14 protein-coding genes and 1 tRNA gene are annotated in these 19,330 nt (G+C 36.3%); 4 read left to right on the forward strand and 11 right to left on the reverse strand.

Annotated features, from left to right (window positions below; translation table 11 throughout):
• Window positions 1-11 precede the first annotated feature (11 nt).
• From M0D58_RS07270 to M0D58_RS07280, 3 genes are all read left to right on the forward strand, one after another.
• A complete protein-coding gene (locus tag M0D58_RS07270) occupies window positions 12-1,037 on the forward strand; it encodes an asparaginase (protein WP_248394620.1) in 1,026 nt (341 codons plus the stop codon).
• A 45-nt stretch (window positions 1,038-1,082) separates the two neighbouring features.
• Window positions 1,083-1,169 (forward strand) — tRNA-Ser (locus M0D58_RS07275).
• A gap of 92 nt (window positions 1,170-1,261) precedes the next feature.
• A complete protein-coding gene (locus tag M0D58_RS07280; RefSeq protein WP_248394621.1) occupies window positions 1,262-2,824 on the forward strand; it encodes a T9SS type A sorting domain-containing protein in 1,563 nt (520 codons plus the stop codon).
• A 146-nt stretch (window positions 2,825-2,970) separates the two neighbouring features.
• Here M0D58_RS07280 and M0D58_RS07285 read toward each other — a convergent pair whose 3' ends face one another.
• The 7 genes from M0D58_RS07285 to M0D58_RS07315 all read right to left on the reverse strand — a co-directional run bounded on the left by M0D58_RS07285 (window position 2,971) and on the right by M0D58_RS07315 (window position 14,350).
• Entirely contained in the window at window positions 2,971-3,666 is a 696-nt protein-coding gene (locus tag M0D58_RS07285; protein WP_248394622.1) for a hypothetical protein, read from the reverse strand.
• Window positions 3,667-3,919: 253 nt separating this feature from the next.
• The gene (locus tag M0D58_RS07290; RefSeq protein WP_248394623.1) at window positions 3,920-5,452 is read right to left on the reverse strand and encodes a M20/M25/M40 family metallo-hydrolase; all 1,533 of its coding nucleotides are present in this window, start codon (window positions 5,450-5,452) and stop codon (window positions 3,920-3,922) included.
• 366 nt (window positions 5,453-5,818) lie between these two features.
• The gene (locus M0D58_RS07295) at window positions 5,819-7,519 is read right to left on the reverse strand and encodes a helix-turn-helix domain-containing protein (RefSeq protein WP_248394625.1); all 1,701 of its coding nucleotides are present in this window, start codon (window positions 7,517-7,519) and stop codon (window positions 5,819-5,821) included.
• Between the two features lie 568 nt (window positions 7,520-8,087).
• Window positions 8,088-9,530 (reverse strand): TolC family protein, encoded by a 1,443-nt coding sequence (locus M0D58_RS07300; RefSeq protein ID WP_248394627.1) that lies wholly within the window; start codon window positions 9,528-9,530, stop codon window positions 8,088-8,090.
• Window positions 9,517-12,711, reverse strand: a complete 3,195-nt coding sequence (locus tag M0D58_RS07305; protein WP_248394629.1) for an efflux RND transporter permease subunit — start codon at window positions 12,709-12,711, stop codon at window positions 9,517-9,519. Before M0D58_RS07305 ends, M0D58_RS07300 begins: the two co-directional genes overlap by 14 nt.
• Window positions 12,712-12,735: 24 nt before the next feature.
• Window positions 12,736-13,818: an efflux RND transporter periplasmic adaptor subunit gene (locus M0D58_RS07310; protein WP_248394962.1), complete on the reverse strand. Its 1,083-nt coding sequence runs from the start codon at window positions 13,816-13,818 to the stop codon at window positions 12,736-12,738.
• A gap of 142 nt (window positions 13,819-13,960) precedes the next feature.
• The gene (locus tag M0D58_RS07315) at window positions 13,961-14,350 is read right to left on the reverse strand and encodes a hypothetical protein (RefSeq protein WP_248394631.1); all 390 of its coding nucleotides are present in this window, start codon (window positions 14,348-14,350) and stop codon (window positions 13,961-13,963) included.
• Between the two features lie 559 nt (window positions 14,351-14,909).
• Here M0D58_RS07315 and M0D58_RS07320 point away from each other — a divergent pair.
• On the forward strand, window positions 14,910-15,308 hold the full coding sequence (locus M0D58_RS07320; RefSeq protein WP_248394633.1) for a hypothetical protein: 399 nt from the start codon (window positions 14,910-14,912) through the stop codon (window positions 15,306-15,308).
• A 57-nt stretch (window positions 15,309-15,365) separates the two neighbouring features.
• Here M0D58_RS07320 and M0D58_RS07325 read toward each other — a convergent pair whose 3' ends face one another.
• Genes M0D58_RS07325 through porM form a run of 4 tightly spaced genes read right to left on the reverse strand, consistent with a single transcriptional unit; the run spans window position 15,366 to window position 19,316 of the window.
• On the reverse strand, window positions 15,366-15,626 hold the full coding sequence (locus M0D58_RS07325; protein WP_248394635.1) for a SemiSWEET transporter: 261 nt from the start codon (window positions 15,624-15,626) through the stop codon (window positions 15,366-15,368).
• 60 nt (window positions 15,627-15,686) lie between these two features.
• Complete coding sequence (locus M0D58_RS07330) at window positions 15,687-16,721, reverse strand: NAD(P)/FAD-dependent oxidoreductase (RefSeq protein WP_248394636.1); 1,035 nt, start codon at window positions 16,719-16,721, stop codon at window positions 15,687-15,689.
• 54 nt (window positions 16,722-16,775) lie between these two features.
• Entirely contained in the window at window positions 16,776-17,714 is a 939-nt protein-coding gene (porN, locus tag M0D58_RS07335) for a type IX secretion system ring subunit PorN/GldN (RefSeq protein ID WP_248394637.1), read from the reverse strand.
• 9 nt (window positions 17,715-17,723) lie between these two features.
• Complete coding sequence (porM, locus tag M0D58_RS07340) at window positions 17,724-19,316, reverse strand: type IX secretion system motor protein PorM/GldM (protein ID WP_248394638.1); 1,593 nt, start codon at window positions 19,314-19,316, stop codon at window positions 17,724-17,726.
• Between the last annotated feature and the right edge of the window lie 14 nt (window positions 19,317-19,330).

A 19,330-nucleotide genomic window follows, 5' to 3' on the forward strand; every position in this document is an offset into this window, starting at 1 on the left:
TAAAATCATCTATGAAACGAAAAGTCCTTTTGATCTATACCGGCGGAACCATCGGTATGGAGAAAGATTATGAAACCGGAAGCCTCCGTGCATTTGATTTTGGAAATATTTTTGAAAAAATGCCGGAAATGACGCTGATGGAATGTGAAGTTTTCGTTCATCCTTTTTCAAAACCCCTTGATTCATCCGATATGGGGCCGGACGAGTGGAAAATCATCGCTCATTATATCCATAAGAATTATCATAATTATGACGGCTTTCTAATTCTTCACGGAACAGATACGATGTCTTATACCGCTTCAGCGCTGAGTTTTATGCTGAAAGGCCTCAAAAAGCCGGTAATTCTTACAGGCTCCCAGCTCCCTATCGGAGATTTGCGGACAGATGCCAAGGAAAATCTTTTAACCAGCCTTTATTACGCTAGCTTATATGAGAATGATGAAGCGGTAATCCAGGAAGTAGCGATTTATTTTGAATACAAATTGCTGAGAGGAAACCGTACCCTGAAATATTCTGCAGAATACTTTGATGCATATGCCAGTCCAAATTATCCAATTTTAGGGCAATCGGGAGTGCATCTCAATATTATTAAAGAAAATCTTCACCGATGTGAGTCTGGAACTGAGTTCCATGTGGATGATCATATTTCGGAAGATATTATTTTCTGGAGGATCTTTCCGGGCATGAACCTTAATCATTTTAAAGAAATCCCGAAAATGAAAGTTCTTATTCTTCAGGTTTTTGGTTCGGGAACCATTTTCAGCAGTGATAAAACAGTGGAAACCTTACAGCAGATCCGGAATAACGGAACTGAAATTGTTGTAGTAAGCCAGTGTATTTCAGGAGGAATATCATTCGGAAAGTACGAGAACAGCAATATTTTTTCCAGAATCGGAGCCATCAGCGGAAGGGATATAACAGCAGAAAGTGCTATTACAAAAGCAATGCACCTTATAGATAATCCGAATTACAATGGAAGCTTCGGAGACAATTTTTCAAAAAGCCTTTGTGGAGAAATTTCGCAGCAATTGCAATAATAATTTGGATATTCAATAAATTCCCTTATTTTTGCAATCTCAAATAGAGAGGTGTCCGAGTGGTTGAAGGAGCTACCCTGGAAAGGTAGTATACGGGTAACTGTATCGAGGGTTCGAATCCCTTCCTCTCTGCAAAATAAAGCGCTGAATTCCAGCGCTTTATTTTTTTAGTCTTTCTTAAAAATTTTAAACATTAACTATAATTCCCATGTAAAATTTATAATATGAGATACAGAACACTAGTTTTTATTTTCTTTTTATCCATTCACTGCTTTTTTGGACAAGTACTGGATAATACCTTTGGAACCAATGGAAAGGTAGTTTACGATATTAACAGTAACCTAGCCATTGAAAAAATCTCCTCTATGATAGCCTTAAACAACGACAAGCTATTGGTAGGAGGTTCCGATAATGTCAATGCTTATCTCGTAAAACATAATTCCGACGGCACAATTGACACCAGTTTTCAAAATAATGGAGTTAAGCAGTTTCCTTTCAAATCCATTGAAAAAATTTTAAAAACAAGCACCAACGAGATTATTGTTTTGGGAACAAAAATTGGATCCGATGGCTATAATAACATCATTGTTTCTAAAATGGACGAAAATGGCAACTCCGTAACAACTTTTGGAAATAATGGTACACTTGAGATCAATTTTGCATATCAGTCGGATGACAATATCTTTAACGGTGAGCTTCAATCTGACGGAAAAATAATTTTAGTCGGAAACAAAAGCGGTACTCCATTACAATCATTAACAGAAGGGTTTGTATTGCGGTTATTACCAAACGGACAATTTGATACTTCGTTTAATAATACCGGATTATTTACCATCGCTCCTATCAATCACAGGCATTACTTATTTTCTGTAAGCCTCTCTCCAAACGGAAAAATAACCTGTTCCGGCTATCTTATTTTATCAACCGGCTCGAATCAAGCCAGAATGTTTGCTTTAAGATTATTGCCTAACGGAAATCTGGATACTTCATTTGCAGGTGTAGGCTATACTTATTTTAATGTCACGAATCAGGGCAATTCATTATCGCGGACTCATATGCTTTTAAGTGACGGGAGTCTGCTGATGGGAGGATATTCATATTCTTCAAACAATAATAATGTATTAGACAATTTTACCATTGTAAAACTAAATATCAATGGCTCTTTCGACAACTCATTTGGCAATAACGGTGTGGTGCAGACACTTCTCCCTAATACCGGGGGAGAAATAAAAACCCTTAAACTGGACCCCTCAAATAATATCATAGCATCTGGTTTTACCTATTCAGTTCAGACTGGAAATGAAAATTTCACGATCATGAAGTACAATCAGGCTGGTAATTTGGATAGCCAGTTTGGTAATTCTGGAATTGTTACTACAGATTTTTATGGATTTCAGGATATACCTTATGCTTCCATTATAACAAATTCAACCATCACTCTTGCCGGACTCGCATCCCATTCAAACTTTCCGGCTGATAGTAATTTTGCACTTGCGCGGTATATTTACAATTCCAATTTAGGAATTAATGAAATAAAGATCGCAGATGATTATAAGGTTTTTCCAACTGTTTTTTCAGACTATGTAAATATTACCTGTAAGAAAGAAACGGCATTGGATATTAATTTGTTTGATTCAACCGGGAAACTGGTTTATAATAAAATAAATCTCAATTGCGGCAAAGACCCCAGATTATTATTATCTGCTCCATCACTCAGCGGAGGCATTTATTGGCTAAAAATCAATTCTGCCAATAAAACATCTGTACAAAAATTAATAAAAAAATAATTACGATGCATTTATTCGAAGTACAATAAATCTTTGATACATCTTTATTAAAAACCGCCTGATCACAAAAAAGATCAGGCGGTTGCGTTTGAAAATCTCAACCCATTTCAAACTATAATTTAGCTATATGAATGTTTGGTATTAGTTTAGTTGCATATGGTGAGAAACTGCTGGTTCATCTGAACTTTGAATTTAGCATCAGATTTCAGCTTTGTGTAAATTGTATTCTCAAAAGCATGCACATCTTTTAATTTTTCATCAATAAACTCCGCAATCTGAACTACTGAAAAAATGAAATCTCTGTAAGTTGCAATATTCACCGTTTGTCCGTAAACAGGAAGGTAGGCTTTCAAAAAAGGGAGTGTAGTCTGATGTTGATTATAGTTAACACAATATCCCGCTCCGTCTCTTGAAGTGATGATATTATAATCATTAATGTAATCCAGGATGTTTTGACCGACTTTACCGGTATTGGTTTGGAGATGTTTGTTGATCTTATCTAAAACATGCTGTGCATATTCCATCATGCTGATTGTTTTCCACTCGAAAATATGGCTCATGCTTTTGGTGCTTTTGGGAGATTTTCCATTTTCGCAGCTTGTACAGAAAGAAAGTCCTATTTTATCATGATACGGAAAAGAGCATTCTTTAATCTGAATTGTAGCATCAGCCTGCAGCCTGTCATTGGCAAAATTGTAATATAAATAAGGACTATACAGTTCTGCTAAAATTTTCAGATAATCGGTTTCTGATGTGTTACGGTATTCTTCGAACCATGTTTCAAGATGATCGTAATACCGGTTTTCAAATTCATTAAAACTTAAATATAATGGCAGTTCCATAACTTTGTTGTTTTGATATGACAAAGCTATTCCGGTGATGCGACAAAACTTGACGTGTTATTTTTTTGTTTTAATTTTTTTGGAATGATTGATTTTTTAACGCTAAAATTTTCGGTTTTTTTTATTAAAAAGTTGCGCATATTTCATTAAACAAAGACGTTTGACTTAGCAAGATCACAGTTTATGAACAATTTATATATTCTTGTGATTCTGATAATCTAAATTTAATTATTCATTACTTATTGCTCATTATTTATTTATCATAATTTCTCATGATGAATTCAAAGTAATGAATCATTTTCATATAATTTTCTATGCTGAGATATTCATTCGTGCTGTGGATAGATTGCTTTTCGGCGTTGTTAATTTTTATCGGCATAAAGCGGTAAATATTTTTACTTACGACCTGGTATTTATAAGCATCCGTTGCGCCCACCGTGAGGTAAGGTGTTGCGATTGCCGTAGGATGAATTTCTTTAATCGCCGCTTCTATCATTTGAAATGCTCTTGTATTCGATGAAGAAACTGCAGAAGCTTCTTTTACACTGTCGATTTCGTCAATTTCCACATCAAATCCTTTGGTAGCATTTGCAATATGTTCTTTCACATCTTTTACGGTATTACCGGGAAGAAGTCTGAAATTAACAATAAATTCCACTTCGGGAGAAAGGACATTGGGAGCGTCACTTCCCTTCATCATGGTTAAAGCGGTAGTTGTACGAACCAGGGCGTTGGTGGAATTATTTTTCGTCAGCTGTGAAAGAAGAACGGGTTTCAATAACCACTGATTGGCAATGGCCATTCTGCTAATAAAAGACATGGATCCACCGACATTGGTAAAAAACTGATTGATAATCGGAGTGACTTCAGGCTTCATCTGGCCGGATTCAAGGCGCTGCATAATGACAGCAGCTTTTCCAATGGCACTTTCCGCAGGAGGCATAGAAGAATGTCCGCCGAGTCCTTTTACTTTTATTTTAACGGAGAGAAAACCTTTTTCTGCACAGCCGATTACGGCAATATCTGAGTTGATCCCTGTAACACTACCCTTTTCAAGAATTAAGCCGCCTTCATCATATACTGCATCAAATTGCATATTTTTATTTCTGAAATGCTCTGCAATTTTTACAGCGCCCTGTTGTCCGCCCACTTCTTCATCAAAACCAAAAGCAAGATAGATATCCCGCTGGGGAATAAATTTTGTCTTAATTACATTATTCATGGATTCCAGAAGGGAGAACAGCATTCCCTTCATATCAATGGAACCTCTTCCGTAAATTCTTCCGTTGGCTACTGCTCCGGAAAACGGACCGAAATCCCACTCTTCCGAAACTTCCGATACCGCAGGTAAGGGTTGATCATCCGGTCTGAAAATATTTTCAGTTTTATCTTTCACTTCAGCATCTCCGGGAGGAACGACATCAGTGTGGGAAAGAAATAAAATGGGATCGAGAGAAGGATTGCTGCCCTTTAACCTAAATACCAGACCATAGGTATTGACTTCAGCAAACTCTGCATTCTGATAAATGAGGGGATAAGAATTTTTTATATATTCCTTGATGGTATCAAATGTTGAGTAATTGAAATCGCCCAGCTCACGCGATGAAACAGTCGGAATCTTTAGCCCGCCAGATAATCTTTGAATAGCGGAATCATCTTTTATCATTTTCCAGCCTGAAGTAGTATTGGCACTTACTTTTTTAAAAGAATAAGTAAATGTTTTAATTAAAACAATAATGATCAGGAGAATAAGAAGGCTTATAATAATGAAGATGAGCTTTTTCATGGTAGATTTGGTTGGTTTTTATTTTCGTGAAGTTATAAACTGATTAGCATAGATTAATTTTAAAAATACTTAAAATATCAGTTAACACTCCACGTTTAATATAAAAATATATTATCGTAAATATTAAAGAAGCGATCGCCGCTTGCCAACCATTTATATCCATAAACATTGATAAGGTGGATTGCTTTTTCCTTTTCTTTAAATAATTTTTAAAATTAAAATTGTCTTTCTTAAATCTAAAGTCCAATATAAAGTATATATATAGGAAAATAATGATTAGGAAAATACTGTTTTGTATGATATAATTACACATAAACAATTCGGCCTAAGCCTTTATTCATTGATTTCGTTGGATTTATCTAATTATTAATCACCTCCATTATCCATCTCCTGCATCCTTTTCTTAATAAAATCTGTAGGCCGTATTCCGTTGATTTCATAAAAAAGATCGGAGAAATTTTGCCGTGAAGCAATTCCGCACTCTCTGGCGAGTGTTTCAATATTGTATTTTAGATATTTTTTATCCTCAAAAAGAAGATTGGTAATATAATTGATCCTGAGCTGACTGAGATATTTATTAAAATTTCCGCCTTTATATTCATTGATAACCTGGGAGAGATAGCTGGAATTTGTCCCAAGTTGCTGAGCCAGCCTGTTGAGGGTAAGCCCTTTTTGGGTAAATCCTTTTTTGTTTTCAAACTTTTTGAGTTTATGAAGAAGTTCTTCAACCTTACTTTCATGCAGGTGAATCTTTTTTTCTTCAAGTATAGTACTGGATATCTCGCCAATAGCCTGGTCTTTTACAAACTTTTCTTCAAGCAATATATATTTCTGCTTAATTTCTTTAGCCTTTTTTTGCCTTTTGGTGAAAAGCATAATGAGACCGATTGCCCAGATAATTAAGAGAATTACGATTACGGTTACCAGATAGTTCATTTTCTGAAGCTTGTTTTTCTCTTCCAGTAATGTTTTGGTGTCATAATCTTTGTGAATCTTCGGAGACAGATAACTAAAATCTCTGGACATGATACTGTCTGCTTTCAGCAATTGCCCAGTATAGTAAAGCTGTTGCGCCTGGTCTTTATTTTTCTTGCTGTAATTGATAAGAATCTCATAATTTTCCCTGAGCTCAGGAAGGATAAACTGATGTTTGTTAAAAATGGAATCAATTTTCCTGAAATAAAAAACAGATTTTTGAGTGTCGTTCATCCCGAGATAACTTTTTCCTATAAAAAAATAATTAACTGAAAGCCTTGCAAAATCGCGGCTGTGACGAATGGACGGAAGAGACAGGTTAAGATCCGTCAAGGCTGTCTCATATTGCTTTTCCCTATATTCGGAAATTCCTTTTGAAAGAAGGAAATACCCTTTCTCCTGGGCATAATCCCGATTATTGCCAGCCTCCGAAAGTCCTTTTTTTATTGCAACATCCATGTCCTTATACCTTCCCAGATGCCGGTAACAGATAATCAGCTGGTGCAGGCTGTTGAGATAACCCTTTTTATTGTTGTAAATTAGATTAGGATGAATATCGGCTTTTGATTTTTCCCTGTAATACAAAAGGCATTTGCTGAATAAATCAGCAGCTTCGTCATAATATCCCAAATAGCTTTTCACTACCCCTATATGATAGAGGTTCTGATGTTTCAGGTATTCGTTTTTTGTATTTTTTGAATATTGGTAGGCTTCGAGATATTCATTAAGGGCAAGCTGATATTTTTTATAGTTATAGTAATAAATAACACCTTTATCAATATGGGCAACAATCATAAGGTCTTTGTCCCCCGAAAGATTTGCCGCCCGGACCAGACTGTCGCTATATTTCAGCTTTTCTTCATCAAGGGAAGCAAAAAGTACCGCATCTTTATATCCCTGAACCAATTTACTATAGTTCTTTTCTTTTTTTGCTTTAGCAATGTAAGGACGGATATACTGAAATGCTCTGAAATCATTTTCTTCAAAGTTTTCGTACTTCTTTCTCAACTCATCATACACAGTCTCTGATTCCTGCGAAAGGAAAAAATGAAAGCATATGGTACAAAATAAAAGCAGTAGTTTTTTGATCACCTTAGTATTATTCAATGTAAACAGCGCTCAAAATTACAAAAAATGGACGGTTTTTCTCAAACAAGTTTGAATTAATATCTACTATCGAACTATTTCTATTTTACAAATATAAAAATTGAAAATCAGCACATTAAATATTTTAAATTTTCAAATAAAGACGTCATAATTTATGAATAAAGACAACAATTATTTTTATATCCGGATTTAACCTGATAATTTTGGACTCAGAGTTAAGAAGAGAAATTTAAACGTATTACATTATAAAACTAAATATATCCACTAAGGGTAAAAGTCAATAACCGGAAACATGATGATTCAATAATCTTACCACCTTCCTTAACAGGGAAATTACTTTTGAGGGAGGATGGTTTTTTTAAATTTAATTTCAAAAAACTAATACCATTTTCTATAAAAACTAACCGGATAATTTAGCTGTTCATACGATGCAGATAAATTAGTAAAGGCTTCATTACATGAGCCTTTCTATTAAAGTTTTCAGTTTTAATCGAAAAGAGACTGGTCCCTTTCGGGCAGTCTCTTTTCTTTTTAAAACATTAAGGATTTATAATTACTTCCAGCCTCCGCCTAAGCTCTTATAAATATCCACAACTGTACTCAGCTGTTTTTGTTTTGCTTCCACCAGCTCCATTTTTGCATCCAGAGCATCTCTCTGATTGAGAAGAACCTCCAGGTAATCTGCCCTTGAATTTCTGAATAGCTGATTAGCAATATCTATCGATTGTTCCAAAGCCTTCGTTTCATCAGACTTCAGTTTATAATACTGATCTATGTTTTTTACTTTAGACATTAAATTGGCAACATCTAAATATGCATTCAGAATAGTTTTGTCATATTCATACAAAGACTGGATCTGTCGTGCGTCAGCGGTCTGGAAATTTGCTTTGATCGCACTTTTATTAATAAGCGGCCCTGCAAGCTCACCCACCAGACTTGCTGCCATGGATTCCGGTAATTTCACCAGATAAGAAGGTTTAAAAGCTTCCAGACCCAATGTTGCGGAAATTTCCAGAGTAGGATAAAATTCCTTTCTTGCTGCTTCAACATCCAGCTTTGCAGCTTTCAGTTCCAGCTCAGCCTGTTTAATATCAGGGCGGTTGGCAAGAAGCTGAGATGGAATTCCCATATATACAGTCTGCGGAATCATAGACATGAAATCACTTTTTGAGCGTACAATAGTCTGCGGATATCTACCACATAAAGCATTGATCTCATTTTCCTTTTCTGTAATCTCCTGACGAATTGTATATTCCGTAGCTTTGGATTTTGCCAGTTCCGCTTCAAACTTTTTAACCGCCAGCTCTGTAGCCGCTGCTGCTTCTTTCTGAATTTTTGAGATCTCCAGAGCTTTCTCCTGCAGCTTCGTGTACTGCTGAATAATTTCAAGCTGATTGTCTAATGCTAAAAGCTCATAATAATTGTCGGCAATTTCTTCAATTAAATTAGAGAGTACAAAATTCTTTCCTTCTACTGTTGAAAGGTAATGCGCTATCGCTGATTCCTTTTCCGTTCTTAGTTTCTTCCAGATATCGACTTCCCAGTTGGCCATTAACCCACCTTCAAAATTTCCAAGCGGGTCCGGAACTTCCTTTCCGGGTTCTATTTCTGTAGAAGCATCACCTGCTCCTTCACTGGTATAACGCCCTACTTTACTGACCCCGGCTCCGACACCTGCAGAAACCGTTGGTGTTAACCTTCCTTTTTTAGCTAAAACGCCGCTCTTTGCAATTTCAATTTCCTGCAAAGTGATCATCAGCTCCTGATTATTTTTTAAAGCAGTTTCAATTAACGCTACTAAATTAGGATCAGTAAAAAACTGTCTCCATGGAGTTGTTCCGCTGTTGGCATTTGCATCGCCCTGCTCTTCCTGGTTAAAATTCTGAGGAATATTTTCTTTCACCTCGTCTTTTACGACGGTGGCCAAAGGCGCCTTACAGCTTGCTAAAACAAGCGATAAGACTATGGCCATTATATATTTATTATAAATCTTCATGTTTGTCATCGTGTTGGTACGGTTCTGTTTGTTCTGTTAAAGGATTTTCCTCCTCATATCTTGCCAGTCTCGACTTATCGGCAATGGTTCCGAAAATGTAATATAATCCAGGAATAATCATCAATCCGAAAACAGTTCCGATGAGCATCCCTCCTGCTGCTGCTGTACCGATGGTACGGTTTCCGATTGCTCCCGGTCCTGTTGCCAGAACCAATGGAATTAAACCTGCGATGAATGCAAATGATGTCATCAAAATCGGACGGAAACGGATTGCAGCTCCTTCAATTGCAGCCTGGGCAACAGGAATACCTTCCTCGGCTTTTTTCTGTACAGCAAATTCTACGATCAATACGGCATTTTTACCTAAAAGACCAATCAGCATGACCATTGCTACCTGAGCATAAATGTTATTTTCCAATCCTAATAATTTAAGACATAGGAAAGCCCCGAAAATACCTGTAGGCAACGATAGGATTACCGGTAACGGAAGAATGAAACTTTCATACTGCGCAGAAAGAATCAGGTAAACGAATCCTAGACACACTAAGAAAATGAAAATGGCCTCATTTCCGCGGCTTACCTCGTCTTTAGAAATCCCTGCCCAGTCGATTCCAAATCCTCTCGGAAGCGTTTTATCCGCTACTTCCTTGATGGCTGCAATAGCCTGTCCGGAACTGTAACCCGGAGCAGGAGTACCACTGACCTCGGCAGAATTATACATATTATGTCTGGTAATTTCCGAAAGACCATATACTTTTTCCAGATGCATAAAATCTGAATACGGAACCATCTGATCTTTATCGTTTTTCACATAAAGCTTTAACAAATCACTCGGCAACGCCCTATACTGAGGGCCAGCCTGAACGATTACTTTATAAGGCCTGTCGAAACGGATGAAACTTGTTTCATAATTGGAACCGATTAATGTTGATAAATTATCCATTGCATTTTCTATCGTCACTCCTTTTTGTTCGGCAAGATCATTATCCACTCTCAACATATACTGAGGGAAACTTGCAGAGTAGAAGGTAAATGCGGAACCCAATTCAGGACGTTTTTTCAATTCCCTTACGAAATCATTACTTACCTGCTCCATTTTATGATAGTCGCCACTTCCCGCCTTATCCAGCAGACGAAGCTCGAAACCACCTGCGGCACCATAGCCGGGAATAGACGGCGGCTGAAAGAATTCAATATTTGCACCCGGAATATTTTTTGCTTTTTCTTCAAGCTTTTCTATAATTTCTGCGGCAGATTCTTTACGGTCTTCCCAGCTTTTAAGGTTGATCAGACAGGTTCCTGAGTTTGAACCGGTACCTTCTGTTAAGATCTCATAACCGGCCAGTGAAGAAACAGACTGTACCCCGTCAATATCTTCAGATTCTCTTAATAATTCTTTGGCAATCTGATTGGTTCTTTCCAATGTAGAGCCCGGCGGCGTCTGGATAATTGCATAGATCATTCCCTGATCTTCCGCCGGTATAAATCCTGAAGGCAATGAGTTGCTCAAGAAAAATGTGCAAGCACAGAACGCTAATAATAAAGGTAAAGTGATCGTTTTTTTCTTCACCGTTTTATTGAGCATCTTTTCATATTTCCCTGCTCCTTTGTTGAATAGCCCGTTAAATTTATCAAGGAAGATAGTAATCGGAGTTCTTCTTTTTGCTTTTCCGTGGTTATTTTTTAAGATTAAAGCACACAAAGCCGGAGTTAATGTTAAAGCAACAACTCCTGAAAGAATGATCGCAGAAGCCATCGTGATGGAAAACTGACGGTAAAATACCCCAACCGGACCGGACATGAATGCAATCGGAATAAATACAGATGCCATTACCAGAGTAATCGCGATAATTGCTCCGCTGATTTCGTGCATGGCTTCTTCTGTTGCTTTTAGCGGAGATAAATGCTTCTCCTCCATCTTGGCGTGAACCGCTTCAATAACCACAATCGCGTCATCTACCACTACCCCGATCGCCATTACAAGGGCAAAAAGCGAGATCATATTTAAGGTAATTCCGAATGCCGACATGACTGCAAAAGTTCCTACCAAAGATACCGGAACCGCTAACGCCGGAATTAATGTAGAACGCCAGTCTCCGAGGAATAAAAATACCACGATTGCCACTAAAATGAAAGCTTCAAATAATGTATGAACTACTTTTTCAATAGAAGCATCAAGGAATTTTGATACGTCGTAACTGATGTCATAATGCATTCCTTTCGGGAAAGTGGTTTTTTCTAACTCCGCCATCAAAGATTTTACGTTTTTGATCACGTCGCTTGCGTTGGAACCGTATGATTGCTTTACCGTAATCGCTGCAGAAGGTTTACCATTCAATGTAGAATAAATATCGTACATGGAAGAACCAAATTCTATATCGGCAACGTCTTTTAGCCGGATAAATTCTCCGTCCGGTTTCGCTTTAAGAATAATATTTCCGTAATCCTTTTCATTATTAAAACGGCCGGGATATTTTAAAATATATTCAAATGACTGCGATCTTTTACCGGAACTTTCTCCAGTTTTACCCGGAGATGCTTCCAAACTCTGCTGATTCAGGGATTCCATTACTTCATCTGCTGAAATGCTGTATGCCGTTAACCGGTCCGGTTTCAGCCAGATACGCATTGCATATTCTCTGGTTCCGAGGATATCTGCAAAACCGACTCCGCTTACCCTTCTCAATTCAGACATTACATTGATGTCTGCATAGTTGAAAAGGAATTTCTGGTCGGCTTTCGGGTCATCACTGTACAGGTTTATGTACATCAACATATTAGGTTCCTCCCGGGTAATTTTCACCCCTTCACGCACTACTAAAGGCGGAAGTTTATTTACTACTGAAGATACACGGTTCTGAACGTTTACAGCAGCAACATTCGGATCTGTTCCCAGATCAAAAACCACCTGAATGGATGCTTCCCCGTCGTTTCCGGCATCGGAAGTCATATATTTCATTCCCGGAACTCCATTTAATCCTCTTTCTAAAGGAATAACGACCGATTTAATCAGCAATTCGTTGTTGGCTCCCGGATAATCTGCCGTAATATTTACTTTGGGCGGAGAAATCGAAGGAAACTGTGTGATGGGTAATTTTAACAATGATAAAACTCCCATAAATACGATAATCAAAGAGATTACGATAGACAGAACAGGTCTGCGAATAAATTTCTTAAACATAATTACTTACTTCATTAAAGAGTCTTACTCTGCTTTTAATTTTAATGATTGAAGAACTTTTTTCGGATCCTGAGCTTTAACCTGAACCTTCTGATCGTCTTTCACTTTCTGAACGCCTTCCAGTAAGATTCTGTCACCGGTAGAAATTCCCGAAGCCACTACATAAACATCCGGAAGTTCGTAAGCAACTTTTATATTTTTAGATTTTGCCACCCCGTTTTTATCCACCACAAAAACATATTTCTGATCCTGGATTTCGTAAGTCGCTTTTTGCGGAATGATTAAAGCATTTTTTAAAGGTAAAGTCATTCTTACTTTACCCGTTTCACCGTTCCGTAATAATTTATCGGGATTGGGGAATTTTGCCCTAAAAGCAATATTTCCCGTTTCACTGTCGAATTCGCCTTCAATAGTCTGAATCTCACCCTTCTGAGGGAAAACATCGCCATTTGCCATAACAAGATCTACCTGGTTGCTGCCGCGTGATGCGATATTTCTCTGATAGTTCAGGTACTCTGGTTCGGAAACATTAAAATAAGTGTAAATGTCATTGTTATCCGAAAGTGAGGTTAATAAATCTCCTTCATCCACAAGACTTCCCAATTTTAACGGGATTCTGTCGATAATCCCTGAAAACGGCGCTTTAATGTCGGTAAATGACAGGTGAATCTGTGCTAATTTTGCTTCTGCATTGGCTGCATCCAATTTAGCCTTAGCCATTGCTCTTTCGTTTTTGGAAACAATGTTGTTACTGGCCAATGTACTTGCATTTTTCAGTTCGATGGTAGCCTGGGCAACTTCTGCCTGAGCTTTCAGCAATTCTGCCTGGTATAATTTCGGCATAATTCTGAATAATGTCTGTCCCTGACGAACAAATTGGCCTTCATCCACAAAGATTCTCTCAAGGAAACCTTTTTCCTGTGCACGAACTTCAATGTTCTTTACAGATCTTATTTGAGCTACATATTCTTTATCAATCACCGTATCCATTACGATGGGTGAGGTTACAGGATAAACTGCAGCTTCTTCTTTTTCTTCTTTTTTCTTGTTACAGCTGAACAATAAAAGACTGCTTAGCGCAATGCTTGCGACAACTCTTTTGATCATAATTCTAGAGTTTATATAAATCGTTAATGTTTTAAATAGGAAAATGGCAATAAGGATAACAGCGATGTGATGATTGTCAACAACACAACGCAGTTTATTTTCCGCCGTAAGAATCGGCAGAAAAAAGATCGACAAAGTCTTTTTAGATTCTGATAGAACGGATCAGAATGAATCTTTTAACCGTTGAAAAACCTGATAAATAGCCGTGAATAGAAGGCTTTAGTTTTTTGAAGCTTTTTAACCCGAAAATATAAACCAATGTAAAAACACTGGCAAAAACCATTATTGCCTGGAAGGTATCCGACAACTGAAAATTATCTTCCGTAAGCTCCAGAGAATAAGCGCTGCTTACATCATCGGCAGCCTGTTGCATAGAAAGTTTGTCGTAGGTTTGATTTAAGCGGTTCGCTTTTTTGGGTAAATTCTGAGAAGTATGAGTATAATTATTCTGTAATGTTCTGACATTAATTTTGCTCTCTACTACAAAAAGCAGAAAAAGAGTAGTCAAAAAATATACGATATAATTTCTCATAACTTTCAATGCACAAATGTAGGAGTTCAATGGACAATTTCTCAAATAAAAACCTAACATAATCCATTGCATTAACAATATTTAACACTGCTTTAAATTAGCTGAATTGCGATTTAATATCAGTTATGACTCGCATAAAAACATTCCAAAATTTTAATTTTCAGCTTATTGCAAAAAATATTTTGAATTATAACGAACCATGGCACTCAATTTGCTTAACGTTGAGTCATTAAAAATTTCGTTAAAATGTTAATTTATCATAAAAAAAATAGATTGAAATTCAGGAACTCAGATTAAATTTTCTTTTATAAAAACAATAAGCTATAGTGAATTATTTATAATGATATTTTAATCTAAGAATGTAATCTCTTTATACAAGCATATTGCAGAAGCTTCGCTTATCGTTATCCGTCTAAATTTAAATTCACAAAGTTTGAGTTATTGTAAACAGTATAATTATTAATAAAATTTTATAAAAAATTAACATATTATCTTTAATAAAGCCGTAAATTTATAAGTAATTAACACCAAATAATGCATTATATAAAAACAAAATACTATGAAAAATATATTACGAATAATTACATTAACATTAGTCTTTGCTTTAACGGCATGTAAGCATCAGTCTAAAGATGAAGAAGTTCATCTGCAGAATCTTACTGATACGGAAACGGTAACTGACGATAAAATTACAAAAAACGTTTTTACTGATTCCTATGGTGATAAGCTTGAGGCAACACTTAATGAAACTAAAAATACGATAATTGTTCGCTTTGACGGAAAAACGTATGAGATGAAAAAAAGCGATGAGCTTCCTGAATATACGGCTACAAACCCTGATTATCAGTACTCTGATATACGTGGAGAAATAACTTTTTTAAGAAAAGGATACAATATGGTTTTGTTTCATCATAAAAAAGATAAACAGGATTCCAATACCAAAATGGCATCTTATTAAACTGCACCTACAATAAATAATATATCTGAAAAAGCACTTTTGATTGTCAAAAGTGCTTTATTTTTTTTTCTTGTAAATCATACAGCATATTAGCAAAATAATGTTGACAACGACTGCGAAAGCATTGGAAAGTATGATCGGGAGCTCATCTTTTATAAATCCGTACCAAACCCATAAAGAAAGTCCGGAAATCAGGACTAAAATCATAGTCCATGACAGATCTTCAGCATTTTTCTGCTTTAATACTTTCACTAATTGCGGAATCATGGATACTGATGTTAAAATTCCCGCTACAATCCCCAGAATATTTTCGTTCATAACTTATCTTTTATTTAAGATAAGAAATTTCGTGCCGTGATGGAATCATTACAACTATCGTTATGTAAATCTTTCAAAAGCAATTTCTTCATGAAGAGGGATTTTATTTTCAATATAATCATATAAACTCCTGGAAAAATAGCACCCATTAAGAATTCCTCTTGCGCCAAGACCATTAAAAACATACATATCATAATGTAGATGATGTCTCCCGATAATCGGTCTTCTGTCTTTTACGGTGGGCCTGAATCCGAAATGTACTTCTTCAATACTAAAATCGTGAGGATAAAATTCCTTTAACCCGTTTTCAAGCTGTTTAACAGCAGAAGAATCTATCTCATGATGAAGCTGTTCCCTGTCATATGTTCCGCCATAGAAATACTTTTCATCATCAATTGGAAAAAGGAAATGCTTTTTCTTAATGGTATTATTTTCAGGTAAAGCCCTGGAAAGTTTAACTTTAATATGGTGACCTTTGTTGGGAACAACAGGAATATCCGAAAAGAAAGGATTGTCTTTTACAGCCATGCCTTCGCAGAATAAGATCTGTTTATAGCTGATATTTTTATAAGTATGATCTGCAATGTTAAGATCAGAGTATATAAACTTTTCTTTGATAAGTTGCTCACGTTTTAGTAAAAAATCAAATAAACCCGTGAAAAATCCTTTAACATCCAACCTGGCAGACTGATTCACCTTTCCTGAATTAAAATCATTTTTTACCACTTCTAAATGAGTGAAATTTTTATCTAAAAAATGAAAAAGATTATCGTTTGATGATTTTTTAAGCCAAAGTTGTTGCTCATTCTCATCATGAAAAATTCTGTGAATTGGTGCATCGATTAAATAATTCTGACCGGTATATTTTTCAATTTCGTTTAAAGTTTCCTTCAAAAAATCAATTTGTTCCTGAGCTTTCCAAAACGTAGTAAACTTTTTTAAAACTACCGGATTGATGATACCCGCGGAAACACGGGAGGCACTCGTTTTTTCTTCCGAGAATACAACAAATGATTTATTATTTTTTATAAGCTGATGGGCAAAGAAAAGCGAAGCATAACCATCTCCCACAATAATATAGTCTACATTTTCCATAATAAAAAAACCTGAGTAAAAATACTCAGGTTTTCTATAATTATCAAGTGAAATTTAGTAATTCCACATATCATTTTCCATTTGCAGGATTTGTGACTTGATTCTGTCACTTTCTTCTAATTGCTCATCAGCATCTCTTGGGATATAGTCTTTAATAACTCCATCACCAAGTCCTGTTGAAGATTTGAAGATCACAGAAGAGAATCTTCTTGCATTGATCAAATCATCGAAAGAAAGATCTGCAGAAGTATTTTTTCTGTTATAAACATAATTGTTAGCCAAAATTTCTCTTGCATTAGGATAATATACCCAGAAAAGATCGATTAATTCATCAGCTCCAGGCAAAGGCTGTCCATCCGGCGTAGTTCTACCTATCAATTTTGGATCTGGCCCCATTGCAGCAATTCCAAGAGGTCTGTACTTTAATTGTCCGTCTCTCTTATCGATGAACCACATTCCGAATACTTTTAAAACTTTAACTTTCTCTGTTGTTGTTTCATAAACATCAGTAAGTTCTTTTTTCTCCTGTTCTGTAAGCTGACGTCCACTGTTTAAGATATTAATAGCTTCATCATCTACTCTTACGTCAACAAGTCTTGACTTGATCTGTTCAGGAGTAAGTCTTTGTACAAAGTTTTCATCATCATAAACTTCTTTGATGTCACCATTTAAAGCACCATCAAGTAAAAGCTTATACAAAGATTTTGTTTCTGAAGACAGTAATCCATCAGGATTGTTATAATAGAAAGGCTGATTGATTTTATCATTCATATCAATTACCTCCCAAACAAACATGCTTTTTAGGATATCCTTCTCATCAACAAACCCATATTCCAGAGGTTTTACTTTTTTGTCGATAACAGTATCTCCAACTTTCATTTTGTTCTCAGCTCTCATTTTTCTGAATTCTTCAGGAGAAGAAGCGTTCAGGATAGTCTGGGAAAAAGCGAATCCCGAAACTAATACTAAAAAACTGCTAATATATTTTTTCATAATTCTTTATTATTGAACATTAATTAATACAGGTGAAATATTTGGAATAATAGTATTTCCTAATCCAGTAGCTGTTGCTTTAATATCAAAGATATATACTCCGTCTCCAGGTCTTAGATTTCTAAACATTCCTGCTGCTCCTTGTAGAGAATTCCCTTGAACCTGCATTGAAGCTCTACCAGGCACTCTTACCATGAACGAAGTCACGTTGAAGGATACCGGGAAGTCAAAGTCAGGAATAACTGCCTGAAGCTGTTGATTTTCAACTGAAGATGCTGGTAATGTCAACATATTCTTCCCTCTGATCTGTCCTTGTGGAGGAGGTACATTTTTAATTCTGTATTCAAAAACCTGAGAAATTGATTTTCCGTAAGGATCTGTTCCAGATAATGTTATTTTCAGAATATTTCCTGCACCTGGTCTAACATCCCATTTACCTGGACCTGTACTCTTAACAGTAGCTCCAGGAGCAGATAAGGATAACTTAGCATTATCGGCACCTAAGATTGAACCTGAAACAGGGTTATCAAGGTTTCTGTACATTACATTCATTTTATCAGCTGAAAGCAATAAACCTTTCTGAAGTTTCACTTCCTGAGGACCAGCAATTACATTATATGTATGCGTGAACGGGAAGCTTTGTGCTTTTCCGGTAGCATCCGTTAAAGTAATATTTCCACTTAATGTGTGTGGCCCGATTCCGCTGGTATTTAGTGTAGCATATCCTTTACCATTTTCCTGTCTTCCAACTCCGGAAATGTTAATTTTGTTACTGTTAGAATAATTACCTAACATTACCACTGCTTCGGCAGGCTTACCTGCAACAACATCTACAGGAGCAGAAACGATTGCTTCATAGCTTGTAAACTTGATGCTTGCATCCACTTTTTCCTGTAATAATAATGCTAATGCATCAGACTGTACATTTCTCGCATCATTCTGAATAATCTCAAGATTAGACAATGCTGCAATAAGAGGCTGGTGATAGAATTTATTCTGTAACCATGTTTTATTGTTTGGTGACTGTCCTTTAGGATATTCTGCGATTAATGATTTGTTAGCTCTTTCAATTAAATCTTTTAACTGAGAATTTCCTCCGAAAGTAGCATTGATATAGTTTCTGACATCATCAATTTTCGCTTTCAGTTCCATAGCTCCTTTTGATGCAGAGTTTTCATCTCCATCTTTAAAGAAATAGGTTGTAGTTGCTTCATTGTTGTTCAGTGCTGAGAAATTTTCACTTACATCAATCAACTTTCCTGTTTTAGGATCTTTTTCTACAAATTCGGATTCTTTTTTAAGTTTATCCTTGATCTGATCTGCATGCTGTACCAACGCATTTATTTTCTGCTTCAGCTGCTGATATTGCTGCCAAGGCTGAGCATAGGTATCCGGTACCTGCTGAGCTTTAGCTTCTAACGTCTTTTCAAAGATATCTTCGTTTTTTCTTTCTGTTAATAAACGCGTATCTTTTAAAGCAACCGTAGAGTCATAATATGATCTAATGATTTCCGCATCAATATTTAGAGCCATCATCGCGATGAACACCAAATACATCAGGTTGATCATCTTCTGACGAGGTGTCTGTTTTCCTTGTGCCATTCTTTTCTTTTTGT

The organism is Chryseobacterium nepalense (assembly GCF_023195755.1).
GTDB lineage: Bacteria > Bacteroidota > Bacteroidia > Flavobacteriales > Weeksellaceae > Chryseobacterium > Chryseobacterium nepalense.

What these genes read in the sequence shown, in the direction of transcription:
- M0D58_RS07270 (WP_248394620.1), top strand. Translation starts at nt 12, where the DNA reads ATGAAACGAAAAGTCCTTTTGATCTATACCGGCGGAACCATCGGTATG.
- M0D58_RS07280 (WP_248394621.1), top strand. Translation starts at nt 1,262, where the DNA reads ATGAGATACAGAACACTAGTTTTTATTTTCTTTTTATCCATTCACTGC.
- M0D58_RS07285 (WP_248394622.1), bottom strand. Translation starts at nt 3,666, where the DNA reads ATGGAACTGCCATTATATTTAAGTTTTAATGAATTTGAAAACCGGTAT.
- M0D58_RS07290 (WP_248394623.1), bottom strand. Translation starts at nt 5,452, where the DNA reads ATGAAAAAGCTCATCTTCATTATTATAAGCCTTCTTATTCTCCTGATC.
- M0D58_RS07300 (WP_248394627.1), bottom strand. Translation starts at nt 9,530, where the DNA reads ATGAAGATTTATAATAAATATATAATGGCCATAGTCTTATCGCTTGTT.
- M0D58_RS07305 (WP_248394629.1), bottom strand. Translation starts at nt 12,711, where the DNA reads ATGTTTAAGAAATTTATTCGCAGACCTGTTCTGTCTATCGTAATCTCT.
- M0D58_RS07310 (WP_248394962.1), bottom strand. Translation starts at nt 13,818, where the DNA reads ATGATCAAAAGAGTTGTCGCAAGCATTGCGCTAAGCAGTCTTTTATTG.
- M0D58_RS07315 (WP_248394631.1), bottom strand. Translation starts at nt 14,350, where the DNA reads ATGAGAAATTATATCGTATATTTTTTGACTACTCTTTTTCTGCTTTTT.
- M0D58_RS07320 (WP_248394633.1), top strand. Translation starts at nt 14,910, where the DNA reads ATGAAAAATATATTACGAATAATTACATTAACATTAGTCTTTGCTTTA.
- M0D58_RS07325 (WP_248394635.1), bottom strand. Translation starts at nt 15,626, where the DNA reads ATGAACGAAAATATTCTGGGGATTGTAGCGGGAATTTTAACATCAGTA.
- M0D58_RS07330 (WP_248394636.1), bottom strand. Translation starts at nt 16,721, where the DNA reads ATGGAAAATGTAGACTATATTATTGTGGGAGATGGTTATGCTTCGCTT.
- porN (WP_248394637.1), bottom strand. Translation starts at nt 17,714, where the DNA reads ATGAAAAAATATATTAGCAGTTTTTTAGTATTAGTTTCGGGATTCGCT.
- porM (WP_248394638.1), bottom strand. Translation starts at nt 19,316, where the DNA reads ATGGCACAAGGAAAACAGACACCTCGTCAGAAGATGATCAACCTGATG.